The organism is Caballeronia concitans (assembly GCF_001544615.1).
Taxonomy (GTDB): Bacteria; Pseudomonadota; Gammaproteobacteria; order Burkholderiales; family Burkholderiaceae; genus Caballeronia; species Caballeronia concitans.
Window position 1 is genome coordinate 1 of sequence record NZ_FCNV02000028.1, and the last position, 15,929, is coordinate 15,929.

Annotated in this window: 16 protein-coding genes and 3 pseudogenes; 9 read left to right on the plus strand and 10 right to left on the minus strand. The window is 58.2% G+C overall.

Translation table 11 applies throughout. The annotated features are described in order from the left end of the window. The 6 genes from AWB72_RS27910 to AWB72_RS27935 all read right to left on the minus strand — a co-directional run. A partial coding sequence (locus tag AWB72_RS27910) for a tyrosine-type recombinase/integrase (protein ID WP_159459416.1) occupies positions 1–846 on the minus strand: 846 nt, incomplete at its 3' end. Positions 847–948: 102 nt separating this feature from the next. After that, positions 949–1,692 (minus strand): tyrosine-type recombinase/integrase, encoded by a 744-nt coding sequence (locus AWB72_RS27915; RefSeq protein ID WP_096030997.1) that lies wholly within the window; start codon positions 1,690–1,692, stop codon positions 949–951. A 367-nt stretch (positions 1,693–2,059) separates the two neighbouring features. Further along, positions 2,060–2,863 (minus strand): transglutaminase-like domain-containing protein, encoded by an 804-nt coding sequence (locus AWB72_RS27920; RefSeq protein ID WP_008345076.1) that lies wholly within the window; start codon positions 2,861–2,863, stop codon positions 2,060–2,062. A gap of 309 nt (positions 2,864–3,172) precedes the next feature. Beyond that, complete coding sequence (locus AWB72_RS27925) at positions 3,173–3,412, minus strand: hypothetical protein (RefSeq protein WP_014253392.1); 240 nt, start codon at positions 3,410–3,412, stop codon at positions 3,173–3,175. A 282-nt stretch (positions 3,413–3,694) separates the two neighbouring features. Continuing rightward, positions 3,695–3,910 (minus strand): hypothetical protein, encoded by a 216-nt coding sequence (locus AWB72_RS29600; RefSeq protein WP_035970473.1) that lies wholly within the window; start codon positions 3,908–3,910, stop codon positions 3,695–3,697. Then, a complete protein-coding gene (locus AWB72_RS27935; protein WP_008345082.1) occupies positions 3,879–4,289 on the minus strand; it encodes a hypothetical protein in 411 nt (136 codons plus the stop codon). The genes AWB72_RS29600 and AWB72_RS27935 overlap by 32 nt, the downstream gene beginning before the upstream one ends. A gap of 323 nt (positions 4,290–4,612) precedes the next feature. Here AWB72_RS27935 and AWB72_RS29025 point away from each other — a divergent pair, with 323 nt between their 5' ends. The 3 genes from AWB72_RS29025 (at position 4,613) to AWB72_RS28770 (ending at position 6,451) form a co-directional block, all read left to right on the plus strand. Continuing rightward, the gene (locus tag AWB72_RS29025) at positions 4,613–4,783 is read left to right on the plus strand and encodes a hypothetical protein (protein ID WP_159459417.1); all 171 of its coding nucleotides are present in this window, start codon (positions 4,613–4,615) and stop codon (positions 4,781–4,783) included. A gap of 182 nt (positions 4,784–4,965) precedes the next feature. Next, positions 4,966–5,970, plus strand: a complete 1,005-nt coding sequence (locus AWB72_RS27940; protein WP_342066392.1) for a trypsin-like peptidase domain-containing protein — start codon at positions 4,966–4,968, stop codon at positions 5,968–5,970. Between the two features lie 244 nt (positions 5,971–6,214). Then, on the plus strand, positions 6,215–6,451 hold the full coding sequence (locus tag AWB72_RS28770; protein WP_143754718.1) for a hypothetical protein: 237 nt from the start codon (positions 6,215–6,217) through the stop codon (positions 6,449–6,451). A gap of 140 nt (positions 6,452–6,591) precedes the next feature. Here the strand turns inward: AWB72_RS28770 and AWB72_RS27945 are convergent, their stop codons facing one another. The 4 genes and pseudogenes from AWB72_RS27945 to AWB72_RS27955 form a co-directional block, all read right to left on the minus strand. Next, positions 6,592–6,789: a hypothetical protein gene (locus tag AWB72_RS27945; RefSeq protein WP_033537232.1), complete on the minus strand. Its 198-nt coding sequence runs from the start codon at positions 6,787–6,789 to the stop codon at positions 6,592–6,594. 197 nt (positions 6,790–6,986) lie between these two features. Continuing rightward, positions 6,987–7,112, minus strand: a complete 126-nt coding sequence (locus AWB72_RS29735; protein ID WP_280174614.1) for a hypothetical protein — start codon at positions 7,110–7,112, stop codon at positions 6,987–6,989. A 766-nt stretch (positions 7,113–7,878) separates the two neighbouring features. Beyond that, complete coding sequence (locus AWB72_RS27950; protein ID WP_008345092.1) at positions 7,879–8,082, minus strand: cold-shock protein; 204 nt, start codon at positions 8,080–8,082, stop codon at positions 7,879–7,881. A 1,504-nt stretch (positions 8,083–9,586) separates the two neighbouring features. Further along, positions 9,587–10,015 (minus strand): annotated as a pseudogene (locus tag AWB72_RS27955) (transposase); the annotation flags it as partial. A 235-nt stretch (positions 10,016–10,250) separates the two neighbouring features. Between AWB72_RS27955 and AWB72_RS27960 the strand changes: the two are divergent. The 6 genes and pseudogenes from AWB72_RS27960 to AWB72_RS27985 all read left to right on the plus strand — a co-directional run. Then, positions 10,251–11,119, plus strand: a pseudogene (locus AWB72_RS27960) (manganese catalase family protein). Between the two features lie 275 nt (positions 11,120–11,394). Continuing rightward, entirely contained in the window at positions 11,395–11,550 is a 156-nt protein-coding gene (locus AWB72_RS29030; protein ID WP_159459419.1) for a hypothetical protein, read from the plus strand. A 243-nt stretch (positions 11,551–11,793) separates the two neighbouring features. Continuing rightward, positions 11,794–12,132 carry a hypothetical protein gene (locus AWB72_RS27970; RefSeq protein WP_087129147.1) on the plus strand — a complete coding sequence of 113 codons (339 nt, stop codon included), beginning with the start codon at positions 11,794–11,796 and terminating at the stop codon, positions 12,130–12,132. 762 nt (positions 12,133–12,894) lie between these two features. Continuing rightward, positions 12,895–13,710: pseudogene (locus AWB72_RS27975) on the plus strand (IS5 family transposase); the annotation flags it as partial. Positions 13,711–13,847: 137 nt separating this feature from the next. Next, positions 13,848–15,371, plus strand: a complete 1,524-nt coding sequence (gene istA, locus AWB72_RS27980) for an IS21 family transposase (protein WP_087129150.1) — start codon at positions 13,848–13,850, stop codon at positions 15,369–15,371. Next, positions 15,364–15,929: ATP-binding protein (locus AWB72_RS27985; RefSeq protein ID WP_244285788.1), on the plus strand; the 566-nt coding region annotated here is incomplete at its 3' end. The genes istA and AWB72_RS27985, both read left to right, overlap by 8 nt.

The following is a 15,929-nucleotide window of genomic DNA, read 5'->3' on the forward strand; positions in this document are numbered from 1 at the left end:
CCGCTGACCCACTTCGCTATCACACATCACGCGCTCTACCACCTTACTCTGAGGGGCGTCGTTCGCGGATCGCTTACCAAGAAGTAGCAAGATGGCATAGTCGCGACGACCAACCGCGCTGCGCCGATCGATGCTTGCCAGCAACTGTCGAGTCTGATCCGGCGTAATTGCCCGGGGAATTGCTGGCATTGACCAGTTCGGCACAACCGGAACGGACGCGGCAAGATCGAGCGCGACGTCGCCCCGAAATGACGCGTAGCGCAGAAAGGACCGCAGTGCAGAGGTCATGATCTTCGCGCTCTTTGGGTGCAAACGTGGTGCGTGGAGTCGCACAAATCTCAAGACATCGCCGGCGCACAGACGTGAAATTGCAATGCGCCCGTTACCGAAGCAGTCCTCCAAAAAGCTGCGAACGAACGGAGCGTAGTTGATAACTGTCGCCTCGGTCAGGCCTCGCGCTTCCCGTAGGTATTCAACGTACGCTTGCATGCAGCGCTCGGTCGACGACATTCGATGAATGGATATCTTCTCACCGCAAATTACCTGCTCGCGCCGCAGAAAGTCGATCAGGTGTCCGAGCGCAGCGCCATCCCCCCTGCGAGGCCGAACCATTTGAGCGCGATATCCCAAATAGGACCTGGCATGGTCATTACAGATGCTCCGAATCCCGATGCCTGACTGCTCAAGCCATCGACTAAAGTCTGCAGCGATCCGCACTTGCATATGCAGGGAATTTGCACCGTATCCCTGCTCACTTAATGATCTCGCGAATGAGGCGATATGGGCCGCAAGCGGGCCCTCAGGCGGGCGAGAGAGAACAGCCTGATCATGGATGACACACTTCACGATGAGCTCCTTCCCCGAGGTCGGGGGGCGGCAGGAAGGAGATCAGACTATCTCTACCCAGTATCGTCGACTTGCCCTGAAAAATACCAAGATCGCGGGACTTCAAGACATAGTTCGGAAGGGAAGATAGTGGCGCAGCGTATGCATCGATACGCGCTTGTCGATTTGCGCGGCTTCGGCCGCAGCGCGAATCGCGCGATTGAGTTGCCGCGGAGTCAGCGGGTCGACAGGATCGAGCCCCGGAAATAACCAGCCGCCATCCGGCATCTTGCCCTGCGAACGGGCCACGCGCCACCAGACCCGCAAGCGCTCGAGCAGCACCGGTGAGAGCATCGCATAGCGATCCTTACGGCCCTTGCCCTGTTCGACGCGCAGCGTCATGCGCTGGCTATCGATGTCGCCCACTTTGAGCGCGACCACTTCGCCGGCCCGCAACCCGGTGCCGTAGGCGAGCGACAACGCTGTCTGATGCTTTGAATTACCTGTTGCCGCAATCAGTCGCCGGACCTCGTCCGGGCTGAGGATAACCGGCAGTACGCGCGGCACGCGCACCGGCTGCATCCGAGCCATCAATTCCGGCTTCTGAAGCGTGATCTCGAAGAAGAACTTCAGGCCGGTGATCGCGGCATTGAGAGAGATAGGCGATGTTCCGCGATCGACCAGATACAACTGGTAGTTTCGCAGGTCTTCGACCGTCGCAGTGTCGGGCGAGCGTTTAAGATAACGAGCGAATTCACGCACGATGCGCAGATAGTTCGCCTGAGTCTTCGGAGAAAGCTGGCGCATGCGCATGTCATCTGTCATACGCTGACGCAGAGGACTGACGCCCGGTTGAATGGAGGTCATGATGCGGCTCCGTTGAAGAACGGGGCGGATTGCCCCGACCTTCAACATACGGAATCTCACCATCCACCTCTCAATACCCGCCAAGTCGAACCGCAGCCCCTACCGCGCGAGCGGTTTCGTTCTCCCGACCCAGATCGGCCGGTCAGCAGATTGCAGTCAGTGAGCCGGATTTCCGACCCGCAACGGGCACTCAGCCTTCTCCAAAGCGGCCGCTGGAAAGACCTCAATGCTTTGGACAGTCTCACGCGTCGCGCCACAACGCTCAGCTCCGCGCAACAGACCGTTCGCTTCAAACTGCACATTGCAGCGCGACGCATCTTATCCGTATATTACCGCGCCGGCTTAGTGTCGTAGGGGCGTGGCCCGGTCATTCCTGGTCGCAGTGCACCTTGAAGTGCGTTAGCACGGCGGCCCCGAATGCATTGCTGATTGCGACATCGGCGGCATCGCGCCCGTATGCCATCAAAACACGTCCAATACGCGGCGCGTTGTTTCGCGGATCGAACGTCTGCCAGCTACCGCCCACGTAAGCTTCAAACCATCCCGCAAAATCCATCGGCGCGGTAACGGGCGGCAAGCCGACATCGCTGATATAGCCCGTACAATAGCGCGCCGGAATATTCATCGCCCGGCATAGGGTGACGCCCAGGTGGGCGAAATCACGGCAGACGCCCTTGCGTTCGCGGTACACGTCCCACGCAGTTTTAGTCGGTCGCGCATGCCCATAATCAAATTCGATGTGTTGGTGCACGTAGTCGCAGATTGCCAGAACAGTGTCGCGACCCGGCGTGCACTGGCCGAAAATTTGCCACGCGATCTCGACCAGTAGATCGGTCTCGCAATAGCGGCTGCCCAATAGAAAAGTCAGCGTATCGTCGGGCAACTGCTCGACCGGATGCGCCCACCCCTCGATGGGCCGCGTCTCCATGGAATCTGACACATTCAGCAGCGCTGTGGTGCTCAATGCCACACGTCCGACAGGTGCCACGATCCGACTGCATAGGTTGCCGAACAAATCGCGATATTGCCTTATCGGCAGCGGCGGATCGGTGACGAGGACATCCGCCACAACGACATCTTTGGCGTGCGAAAAATGCGTGTTCAGCATCAGCATCATCGGCGTGGGCTGCAGGCACTCGTACCACAGTTCGTATCCGACGCGAAGTCTCATGGATCCCGGATCCTCCGTAGTTCGCTGATTGCAGGTGCCGTTGGGCCTGGTATTCGGAGATGCAATGCGGCACAAGGCAACAAGGGATGCTTCCCACTACCGGGCTCATGCTCTCGGCAAAAGATAGTTGCCTACTGTCGTTGCTGAGCGGAATCTTGAAAGGGCGCTTTCTTGCCGGTTCAAAATCGGGGCCGACCGATGTTCATTTCCGTACGCGGGTGATCGTCAACCTGACCTTACCCCCGAAACCGGCTAGGCGCCGTCCATAAACACTTACTGAGTGTAGTGGGTCGGGAAACAGACATGCAGTCAATCGGCGGGACCGAGTAACACGTCGATTGCTGCTTGGCCGGCAATTTCGGCCACCAGATAGGCCCAACGCTCAGTAAAAGGTCCGTTGCGCAACGGGATGCGGCCTCCCCGCGCACCGAGCACTTCGAGGTTCGTGGCGCCCCTTATCTGAAAGGTCACATCAAAGGTGTTCTCGTCGGCAGCCGAAGTCAGTTCGATCTGAATCTCGAAGCCGCGGTATGCGATCGTTCGGTGCATGAAAGCCTCCCTTTCGTCTTCGGAGACTAACATGAGTCAGCATCGGACGGTCTACGCAACCGTTGGGATAGGTTCTCATGCATGCGCCACCACGGGTAATCAAATATGTACGTACCGGAACCTTCAGGACCGCAACGACCGATTTCGTGAATGCTTCTAGTCCTATACCGGTGCGTTAGCGCATTTGTTGAAGGACCTCGAAGCCGTCGAGGAACGGCCGGCAACCAGTGCAGACCGACGGCACGGCGCAGTGTGCCATAAGCGGGGCGCGGGCCGCTCGCATCATCTGAAGCGTGTTGCAAGCCACTCTTGCGCCCACTTGGTCGCAAATTCGACGGCATCTGCGCGAAGGTCGAAGCCCCCGAGGTCACCGCTAATAAACACGTCGGTCGGGCTGCCATCCGCGGCGTGACCGCTGATGCGTGCGTGCGCCATGTACTCGCCGTCTGCCCTTCGGGGCGTCGGGTCAATGCGAAAGCTCGTCGGACTCGTTTGCATGATCTTCAACTGTTCTATCGACCGGTTCGAAAGGCGGGCGCGCTTGGGCCGTTGCATTCTGCTGGGTCGCTGCTTCCCGCACGCGATGGTTCGTCTGCTTGCCGAAGAACGCGCGGCTTCTTGGGCAAGTGTCGATCACTTCCTCTGCATACGCCGTGCAGGCGCGCCGTGCATCGCCCGAGCTCTGATACCCGCTTTGTGCGGGCAGCCTGAACACGCAACTGCGCGACTGACCGGTTTCCGCTTCCGGCTCTTTGATGCGCACGGCGGCATCGAAACCGTCCTCATAGTTGTGACCGTGACCGCACAAGGTCGGTTGGCGTGGAAAAACGAGCGGATAGATTTCCAGCCCCCGATATAAGCGAAAATTGACTGCCATGAGTGAGCCCTCGCGCCGTTCAGGCGCCAAAATATGACTGTGTGAGAAGTAGTTTCGGTAGTACTGACAGATCGACCGCGTTGCACGGTCCCGAGTGACGGACTTCGGTAAGATAGTCGAAGCACTGCTGGAAGCCAAAGTGGCATCGCTGTCCAGTCGGCACGTCCCATGCTACCCGCTTCGGAGACTTTGTACAGCTAACTTTGAAAGGCGCAACCTGGGCTGATGTCAGAAGGAAGCGCGCTCTGCTAGCAATTGACGGGCTATACTTAAGCATTCTCCGTAAGTCCGAAGAGACGCCTGTCTCTACCAATGGAGCGCCTATGTACCGCATCATTCCATTCCGCGGCTTCGAGATCCACGTCAGCCTGGCGATGTCAGCCGAAGATCCGTATGACGTGACGTTTCAAATCAAAGGCGGCTCCAATCTTGGCGTGCTTGGTCGCGCCGGCCGCAGCATCCAGATTCATAACGGTCCGTTTACTCGTCGCTGAGCTTATCGCATTGCAGAGAGCGCCGGGCAAGCGGCAGTCGATACGCTTCTCGATGCGCAGCACGAGGATCGACAAGCCGGCTTTGCATGGGCTTTACCGTCGCCGCTCAATCCTATTGGTCATGCATCCAATTATCTCGACGATCTCGCCCTCGGAGCTTCATACGTTGCATAGACCTCTCAATGAACGCTAACCTTGTCGAACTGTACGTAAGCCCGAATGGCGATAGGTGGCTGTTGGTTGCCGCAGCCGACGATCATCTCGTCGTTCGGCACGTTCCCAGCACCGCTTCAGGGGGGCGCTCATCAGATTTGTCCCTCTCGGCCTTTCTTTCCGCCGACGACGCAACGCCGCAGCAAGATGCGCTGCTTCGACTGATCAGCCGACTTGTCTTGCCGCTCGTAAGCGCCGGCTCAACTGTACCGGTAGTTCCCGCACTGCATCGACCGACTGCGGATAACTTGCTTCTCACGGCGGCCCGTGTGAGAACCTTCGCCAGCGCACAGCATCTCACCAATGCAAGCGGCTTCTTCTTTGCCCGTGACCAGCGCCTCTTTCTCGTCACAAGCCGTCATGTAGTCAACGACGAACCTAGCAAGCACTTTCCCGATCGCCTCGAAATCGAGCTTCACGTCGATCTAAATAACCTAGGCGCGTCGACGTGGTTTTCGATGCCATTGTTTTCGGAAGGCCTCGCAATGTGGCGTGAAGGCTCGGACGACGGCGGCTCGATCGATGTCGCGGTGCTGGAAATGCACAAAGCAAGGCTGCCATCAAGTGCCGTCTTCGAAGCTTTCACGCCTGAACATCTGCCGAAGTCTGGGGATGTCATGCCGATAGGCGCCTCGGTTCTCATTGTAGGGTTCCCGCTCGGCTTTCACGACTCGCTCCACCATCTGCCCGTCGTGAGACAAGGCGTCGTTGCATCGGCTTTCGGTCTCCGCTTTCAGGGTAAGGGATGCTTCATTACGGATGCGCGAACGCATCGAGGGACAAGCGGCGCACCTGTGGTGATGAGCAAGCCGTTGAGGGAACAGTCGGCGACGGGTGAGAGATTGCCATGGACGCTTCTTGGCGTTCACTCATCCACCATTGACATGGGCGATCGCGACCTCCAGGTCGACGAGACGCTCGGCCTCAACAGCGCATGGTACGCGGACATTCTGATGACGCTCACGGAACATTGAGGCAATCGTTTCTTCCGGCGCCGGTAGCTACCTTCCAACAAAAGCTGCTCGAGCGGTTCGGCTCGCCATGACGACGGACGAAAAAACTCACCGGCCTTCCGAGGCGGCGCCGCTTCGAAAAGCTGCAGGAGGGCCGAGATAGCGCCGTCAGGTGCTTGCGGAATGGGCACGATTTCGCCATGTCGGCATCCGCGCGCCAGGGCTTGCATTCGTGGTGGTCCTTCAGCTGTCACCGGATCAAACCATGCCAGGCGCCCGACGTACTCGGCAAATTGCCTGCTTATCAATTGGGCACATCACCGAATCGGTTGCGATCGACAAGGATACGATCTACGCGATTCCGCTTGGCAAAATGCTGTCGTTAATCGACGACCACGCTCGTCTGAAAGATCCCGAACCGCCCGGCTATCCGCCAACCTCGATCGATTTCCTTATGAGCTTCGGGCACAGTGAATGTTGTACTACGTTCTCCACTCGTTGACGGAACTCACCCTGTCTGAATGCTGACGGAGGTGAAACGGACGTGCGCCCCGTCGAGATGGCATGCGGCAGCCCGAGCCTCCTTCCTTTTTTAAGCGGCGCCGCCAGCCGACGTCGGCAACTGCCAAACAACGACGGAAACTACCTCTGGGAATAGCCCTCTCGCCACAACGTGGCACCGACGGCCACCAAAATTTGGGCGTCGCCTTCCTCTAGACGATCCCAGGCCGACGCCAGCCACTGCGCCAGTCCGTTGCACGCGTCATTCAACGTGACGTAGTCTCTTCCCTCAACGTTGAACTGCTCAAAGGTAGCAAGTACGTTTTCTTCTGTCGCCATGTCAATCCCCAGGGTGGGTCCCCACTCGACAAGCATAGCCGCGAGTTGCTTGAAATATACTGGACTGTCCGCGCGCACTTCTCACACGCCTTCGTTACAGGATCTGCTGCACGGCCTATCACGGATGCAGTCAGGTCGTGGCGACTGCCACGGGGCGCGAGCCCGAGCGACGCACATGACGTCGATTTCGCCGGCCGTCAACTGCCGTCCTGGGTCGCACGCGCCGGCGAAACGTAGATCGATTTCGAAAAAAGCGTCTCGCCGCCCATCGATCGATCGAGTGCACCGATCGCTCGGTTCAGCAGGCCGATCTCGGCGCCCATGCTACGCGCTTCACGCATATAGAAGTTCACAGCATCGAGTCCGTCAATGGTGCAGGCATCGCCTAGCGGTTGCCCCGGCCACCGAGCGAGAAGTACTGAATCGACCTCGGGCCCGCAGCTGTCCCTACGCGACAAAGTGCACCCGATGCCAATGTGGACCACTTCGCTCCGAGCACGATCTGCGTGGAACTGCGGAAGTGTCGAAAGAAACTCCAGTAGAGGATACAATTGCCCTCCAGGGCGTGTGCCTGCGATAGGTTGGGGATCATCCAGCGCGTTGCAACGGCGGATATACCGATCATGCAGTCGCCAGGAGTACAGAATTTTTCAACGCGACGATATTGCCCGCTTTGCAGGAGTCGCTCTGCTTTACTCCGTTGCGAAGGCCGAAAGGCAATCGTTGATGAGGTCGCAGACTGCCGCGGACCCGCTCATAGCCACGCTTCCTTGACCGCTAGCGATGACATGTGGGTTCTCGCCGGCTCCGTTCAGCCGCTGAAACGGTCGCGTATATCGACTTATAGTAGACCGCCGTAGCCCTGCGCGTCACCTTGCCGGCTAACAGCTAGATCCGGCAATCCCATCACCGGTAGTCGACCCCGATTTCCGGGAAGAGATGACTGGCAGGACGAGCTGACTATATGGTCTGACGCATCGGACAGAGATGTGCCGTTAGACCGCGCCGATGTGATCGCGGCCCGTCGCGCCGCGCGGGTGTCGACGTTACCGACAGCAAAAGGGCCGGTACACCGGCCCTTGAACTGCGTTACAGCGGCGAGATATTCGCGGCTTGCATGCCTTTCGGGCCGCGCTTTGTCTCGTAGCTTACTTTCTGATTTTCTGCGAGCGTCTTGAAGCCGTCGCCTTGAACTTCCGAGAAGTGAGCAAAGAGATCGTCCCCACCAGCATCAGGGGTGATGAAACCAAAGCCCTTGCTATCGTTGAACCACTTAACTGTACCGGTATCCATGAGAATTCCTTGAAAAAATAAGAGCTCGCGAGCGGAGCGATAAAAACTTCAAGGAAGAAGAGAGGACAGCGAGTACCGCGCCGACGACGCGAGTAATGGTGATCAGCAATCGAGCTTCTTGAATATTTCGTTGTTCACAATATAGTGCCGGCGTGGCCTTGTCAACGCTTTTCGGGCCGGTTCTCAGCGGAACGGTGGCGGGGTAATTGCGCCCTAATGACGAAGCGATTATCAATCCGCTCTTGACATGCGGAAGCCGGCCGTGAGCCGTTGCAGCTTCATGCCGTAACGCCGACGCACGTGCCGTCGCGGCAATCGTCCTGCCGAACAGCATGATAGTTGTACCTCGGGCGGTTAACGAGTTGACCGCTCAACACTTTAGGCCGTTTAGGCGTCTTCTAGCGATCTTCATGCGAATCTCTAAGTTCGCGTTCCCATGTTTCCCGCCGAATGCTGTCGTTGTGGTTCTCGTTAGCGAGATACAAGATGAGCCATGCACCAAGGACCAACACAATCACCGTCATCACTATCATCGATGCACCTTTCAGTGTTGCCGCGCGGGCGTCACACTCCGACACGCTGAGAGCCAGGCGACGGCAGGCCTCTCAGCAATGCCAAGTTAAACCATGATGCGAGGCACCTACCAATGCCCGTCCGCAGCTTTGGTCTCGCTTGTTTCGGTGGCATTCCACAAAGCCAAGCAGATGGATGGCATTGGGACAATAGGGGGCAAACGCCAGGGCTGCGAATGCGACTGCGACACTCAAGTCCACGTCGATCGTGTCCCACACGAACATTAGAATGGCGCCTAATGCTTCTCGCCGTCGCTCGCTGGAACAGAACACGCTCGATGCCGCGGTAGTTGCGAAACATCACAGGCCCCTGAGGCTGGTCATTGCCTAGGCGCTTGGTGGTAGCGTAGTTATTACTTTGCTCCGCTCACGACAACCTTTGACACGGGCGACGGATCGGAGCGTCCGCACCGTATCGTGTTTTTGCTTCGAGCGATGAGCGCCCATTTCTTCGATCAAGTGCGCAAAGCCTCGAAGCCCACGGTGCACGGCACCTTTTTCATTCTCGTTCATCAAACTTCCTTGAGCATGCACATAGCTCATTATGCGCGCGCGGTACGAGGGGCGCGTGATTATTGCTGTAATGTCCGAGAGGACGCCTGTCACGGCGGGTCAAAAGGCGCCACGAGCATCGTCGCCCTGGCGTCGTGCCGGTCGAGACATGAATGACACGAGACAGGAATGCCCTCAACACCGCACGCGCTGGAAAATTTCGGCATGCTAACGGTTGAGACAACGTCCCGGACAGGTCTTGCTCGGCCAAACTCATCGCCCGATACGTTCCGTCTCGTATTGCGCAGGCTAGTTGCGGGTATGAATGCAGGTGTTCGGACGCGTCCGGCCCCTAGGCAAGCTCACCAATGAAGCGGAGAAAGGTGGTGCCACCTGTTCGGACAGGGTCCCGAGATTCTTAAGTGGAACGTCCAGGGCGATCATGCTGCCGATTTGATCGCTGGCAGCGTCGCGAAGTATGCGTCATCGGGCGTTTGATCCGCCAGGCTCGAATGAGGACGTTTGCGGTTGTACAGCTCAATGTACTGGCCAATGGAGCATCGCGCGTCGCTGACCGACTCGTAGGCTCTCAAATAAATCTCTTCGTACTTGATGCTGCGCCACACTCGCTCGACGAATACGTTGTCGCGCCAGGCGCCTTTGCCGTCCGTCGAGAGCCGAATGCCTCGGCCCAACACCGCCTCGGTGAAGACTCCCGCCGTGAACTGGCTGCCCTGATCGGTGTTCACGATGTCGGGGTGCCCATAGCGCGCGAACGCTTCTTCCAGCGCTTCAACGGCATGCATTGCCTCCAGCGTGATCGCCACGCGGTGCGCTTGGATCTTGCGGCTGGCCCAGTCCACCACCGCCGTCCTCCTGCGCGTCCAGATCGCGCATTTAAGGGATTGCTTTCGCATCCCGGATACATGATGAAGCCGCGCAACAGGCGAAAGCCTTACCTAGGTCAACGGCTAAATGCATCCCTCATTCCCGCACCGCAGCTCTCACAAAAGTGGAACGAGCGTTGCTAAAACGAAGGCCTCTCATTTTGATACCAGTCTTGCGTCAGCACGCTGCGCAGCGCAAGAAAATCGTTCGTCCCCCATGTTCGTGCATAACAAACGCCTGCAATACACCGTCCGCGTGGCCGCCCCCAATCCCGGGCTCGCCAATCTGATGCTGAAGCAGTTTGGCGGTCCCCAGGGCGAGCTGGCCGCCGCGATGCGCTATTTCACGCAAGCCGTCACCGAAGACGATCCGGGCCGCAAGGACATGCTGTTCGATATTGCGACCGAGGAACTCAGTCACCTTGAAGTGATCGGCAACATTGTCGCGATGCTGCACAAAGGAGCGAAGGGCCAGCTGGCCGAGGCGGTGCAGGAAGAAGCAGAGTTGGTATCGTTGTCTGACCGGAGCCGGCAATGACTCGCACATTACGTCGCTCCTTTACGGCGCCGGCGCTCCCCTGACGAACTCCGCCGGGGTACCGTGGACAGCAGCCTATATCGACACCATCGGCGAGCCGACCGCCGATCTGCGCTCCAACATCGCGGCGGAAGCGCGCACAAAGATCGTCTATGAGCGGTTGATCAACGTGACCGACGATCCGGGCATCAAGGACGCGCTTGGCTTCCTCATGACCCGTGAAATCGCCCATCAAAAGGGGTCGAGAAGGCGCTGCATTCGATCCAGCCGAATTTTCCGCAAGGCAAGCTGCCGGGCACGCCGGAATTCGCGAGCGTCTACTTCAACATGTCGAAGGGCGACGACATGCGCGGCCCCGGAACGAAGGCGGCGACTGGGAGTTCGTTGCCGACCCGCAACCGGCCGTCGATGGTGGCGACGGCACAGCGACCGTCCAGGTGACGCAACAGGACGTCGAAACCCTGCAGGCAATGGCCGCACGGACCGCATCCGACCCGGCCAGCGATCCGTTCACTGGCGCGGATCTCGGCTCCGGCCAGGCCAAATAACACCTCGCCTCGAACGCCCCGCCGGTGCCCACCGCAGAAGCCGGCGGGGCGGCGGAATCCTCCCGCCAAACAAGCGGGCCGATCAGCCAGCTTTCCGCTTGGAAAACCAGGAATACGTCGCTTTAAAACGAACGGTTGGATTCAAATTCTAGTAGCCCTTATAACATGCAGGTTTGTGCATTTTTTTAATTATTTCATGTGGTAAATAAAATAATCAGTTAAGATGACAAGCTGATTAGCCATGATCATTCGCGCGTGGCTCCCAGGAGGTCGCCATGAGCGAAACGTTAATTGGCTGCATCGTCGCTGGCGCCGTCGTATTGATTGCACTCCCTGCAATATTAAAACACTACATTCGCGAGCGCGAACGTGATCGCGTTCTGCAGAACCTTAGAGAACAAATGGCTGTTTCAAAAGGCGTAACCAAGTAATCTTAGCCGGTCATCAAACTCATATGAACGTCAATGCGCTTGGAAGGAAAGACCTTTGTCACATCGAGACGGTTCTGACGATTTTGGAAACATCGCAAAAGGCGTACTCCGTCAATTGCTTACTCAATCGACCCACGTACTGGGAAGAAGGCATTTGCGAGGGAAATACAGAGGCCGATATATCGGTAAGGGCAAATAAAATTATCGACCGCCTGGCGGCGATTTTTCAGTAGTCGGGCTGCTATGGCGACGACCCTTGGCAAGCTGTCGCTTCGCGACAGACTCGATTGGCTGCTGCTGGCCATTCATTCCGGCCGATACGGGCAAGCGGTTAATACCATCAACCCGGAACTTATCGAGCACTACATCGCTGCCACGCGTATGCCGGGTGCTTATCGATACGGCCGGTTAAGGGCGCGGCATCTTGCGGACGACCTCGTCGAACTCCGTGAACGCGGACTGCTCGCCCGCAGGTCAGCGAGGAACGTGGAAGGCGGCGCTTCGTTCTACTTCTCCTACAGTCTGACCGGAGCCGGGGCGGCCGAAGCCTATGCGATCAAGACGCGCGACGGGCGGGAATGACACTTTCAGCTAATGCCAAGAACCGGCGCAAGTCCAAGCCCGACGGCGTCTACAGACCGTGCTCGCCTATGGGGCTGTTGATTTGAATGTTGTGATTCATAGACACCAATTTCTACCAACGCCGACTAACTGGGGCTGCGTATAAAAGAAGTGAAAATCTGAACCAGACCCTTTTCCTCCAAACTCATGGACTTTCTTTCAAGTGCAGACCTGGGGATGACCGTCGCGTTCGTCAAGAAATTTAATGTCGTTGCTTTTATAATTCTATGCCACTCTCGATCAGAGAGGTTGACGTTCCATGCCCGACAACGCGATTTCCAACGAACTCATCTATCAGGTTGTGAAATCGATTCAGCAGCAATTTTCTATTGTACGAGAAGACCTCGAACTGATGAAACCGCGGCTTTTATCCATTGAACAGCGCTTGAGCCGGGTTCACACTGATATGGCTCATTAGTCCGTACGTCTAAATCGCATTGACACGCGCATGGGACGGGTCGAAAACCGATTAGATTTCGGCGAGCAGTCGCGATAAACTTGCGCGAACTACCGGTTGTTTTCCATAAGAGACATATCGCATTGTTGTATCAATGGGTTAGCGCTGTTCTTTTAGCGTAGACTGTGGCTTTCTTGTTAATTAGTCGACCCTGAACAATCCTCGAAGCCTTATGGTGCAAGGCTTCGCGCTCTGACTGGAGTTGAGGGAATTGCAGGAAGCAGGCATATCAACGCGTAATTCCTGCATTCTTTAACGAGGTGCGGATGGGTCCGAAGGCGCCTGTGACGGAGGGAGATTTCTTCCGGCAACCGCTGCGTGAACAGATCAATTTGAAGCATCCGTTGGTCGGTTTGGCCGATCTGATCAACTGGGACCGATTGGGCGCGTCGATGAGCGAGAGCTTCGTATCGCGCAAAGGGAGACCGGCCACATCCCCAAGGCTAATCGCCGGCTTACTGTACCTCCAGCACGCGTTCGACCTGTCCGACGAGGAAGTCGTCTGGCAATGGGTGGAGAATCCGTATTGGCAGGTTTTCACTGGCGAGACGTACTTGCAGACCGAAGCGCCGATTAATCCGTCGAGTCTCACGCGCTGGCGTAAGCGTCTGGGCGAAGCCGGCGTCGAAGAGTTACTGGCCGAAACGATCGAAGCCGCCAAGCGTGCCGGAGTGATCAAAGCCTCAAGCGTGAAGCAAGTGATCGTCGACACGACGGTCATGCAAAAAGCGATCGCCCATCCCACTGATTCACGCTTGCTCGAGCGGTGTCGCGAACATCTGGTGAAGGCGGCGGCGCGGCACGGATTGAAATTGCAGCAGAACTACAATCGCGAGGCCCCGCGCCTGGCCAGCCAAATCAGCCGCTACGCGCACGCCAAACAATACAAGCGAATGAGGAAAGCGCTGCGCACGTTGCGCTCTCGCGTTGGCTGAGTCATGCGTGATGTCGAGCGTCAGCTCGATTCAGTCGCCGACACTGGGCACAGCGCACTGCACGAGTTGATCGGCCGCACCAAGCGAATCTTGACGCAAAGGCAGAAGGACAAGAACAAGCTGTACGCGCTGCATGCGCCGGAAGTCTAGTGCCTGGCGAAGGGCAAGGTGTCTACGCCGACCGAAAATTGAGCCACTTGTAGGGATCGCGCCGACTCAAAAATGAGCCGGGCAATCAACCTATCCTGCTAGTTTTTCAGGCAGGGTGTTTGGGGATGATCCCGATGACAATGATTGGAAAGGTGCGGCGGATGTTCCACCGCCAAAACAAGTCGGTACGCGAGATCGCGCGTCTCACAAGCCTGTCGCGCAACACGATTAGCAAATACCTGAACATGGATGTTCAGGAGGAGCCGAAGTATCAGCGACGTTCGCAGCCGACCGGACTAGCACCGTTTCATGAGACGCTGGTGCAGGCACTCTGCGTGGACGCACGGCGGCCGAAGAAGGAGCGACGCACGGCCTGGATGCTGTTCCAGGAGATCAAGGCAAGCGGCTACGACGGTTGCTATTCGCGGGTGACCGATTTCATCCGGGCTTGGCGGCAAGGCGAAGGCAAGGCGGCTTCGAAGTCGGCGTTCGTGCCGTTGCAATTCGAGCTGGGCGAAGCGTTTCAGTTTGACTGGTCCGAGGAAGGACTGGTTATCGGCGGCATTTACCGTAAGCTGCAGGTGTCGCACATGAAGCTGTGCGCGTCGCGGGCGTTCTGGCTCGTGGCCTATCCGAGTCAAGGTCACGAGATGCTGTTCGACGCCCATACACGCTCGTTCGCGGCCTTCGGCGGGGTGGCCCGCCGTGGCATCTATGACAATATGAAGACGGCGGTCGACAAGGTCCACAAAGGCAAGGGCCGCACCGTCAACTCGCGCTTTGCGGTGATGTGCGCGCACTACCTGTTTGACGCGGACTTCTGTAACGTGGCCAGCGGCTGGGAGAAAGGCGTCGTCGAGAAGAACGTGCAGGACAGCCGCCTACGTATCTGGATTGAAGCTCGCGAGCAGCGATTCGGCAGCTTCGCCGATTTGAATGCGTGGCTCGGGAGCCGGTGCCGGTCGTTGTGGGAGCAGGTGAAACATCCTGACTATCGCGACCTGAGCGTTGCCGACGTATTCGAGCAGGAGCGCGCCCATCTGATGCCGATGCCGACACCGTTTGACGGCTACGTTGAACGCGCGGCCCGCGTGTCGTCGACCTGCCTGGTGGTAGTCGGACGCAACCGCTACTCGGTACCATGCGAATTTGCAGGCCAGATGCTTAGCACGCGGCTCTATCCGGGGCGTGTCGTTGTGGTGGGCGATGATGCCGTGGTGGCCGAACACGAACGGCTAGCCGACGAGGGTCTGGTGCGATACGACTGGCAGCATTACATCCCACTGATCCAGCGCAAGCCCGGCGCACTGCGCAACGGTGCGCCGTTCCTGGATATGCCCGAGCCGCTGCAACGCCTGCGCCGGGCGCTGCTGCGCGAGACGGGCGGCGAACGCGTGATGGCGAAGGTCCTGGCGCTGGTGCCGGACAGCGGCCTGGACGCTGTGCTGATCGCGGTCGCGTTGGCACTCGAACAGGCACCTCCCTCCGGACGCGTCAGCGTCGAGCACGTGGTGAATCTGCTCTCGCGCATGCGAAGTGTGCAGATGCCGCCTACGATCGATACAGCGCTACAGCTGAGCACCCCGCCGCTTGCCGACACATCGCGCTACGACGGGCTGCGCCCGGCGCTGCAACAGCCGGAGGCCGGTCATGCGTGATCTGATCGTCGAACTCAAGCAGTTGCGGCTGCACGGCATGGCCGCCGGCTGGGCCGAACTGCTTGAGCAGAATAACGTGGAAGTGGCGTCGTCGCAGTGGCTGCTTGAGCGGTTGCTGCAGGCCGAGAGTGCCGATCGGGCCGTGCGTTCGGTCAGCCATCAGATGAACGCCGCGCAGTTCCCGGTGCATCGCGATATCGCCGGCTTCGACTTCGATGGCTCGCCGGTCGATCGCCAGCTCGTCATGCAACTGGCCAGCATGACATTCACGGAGGGCGCGCACAACCTGGTTCTGGTCGGCGGGCCGGGGTCCGGGAAAAGTCATCTTGCGACGGCCATCGGCGTATCCGGCATCATGCACCACGCCAAGCGCGTGCGCTTCTACTCGACCGTAGATCTGGCCAACGCATTGGAGCAGGAAAAGGCGCAGGGCCGCGCCGGACGAATCGCCGCGAGCTTGCTGCGTCTCGACTTGGTCATTCTGGATTTATGTGTAGCGCGCGGTTATGTGGAGGGGTCGTGCAGCAAGGCAAACCCGCCTGGTTTGAGCATTCCTTG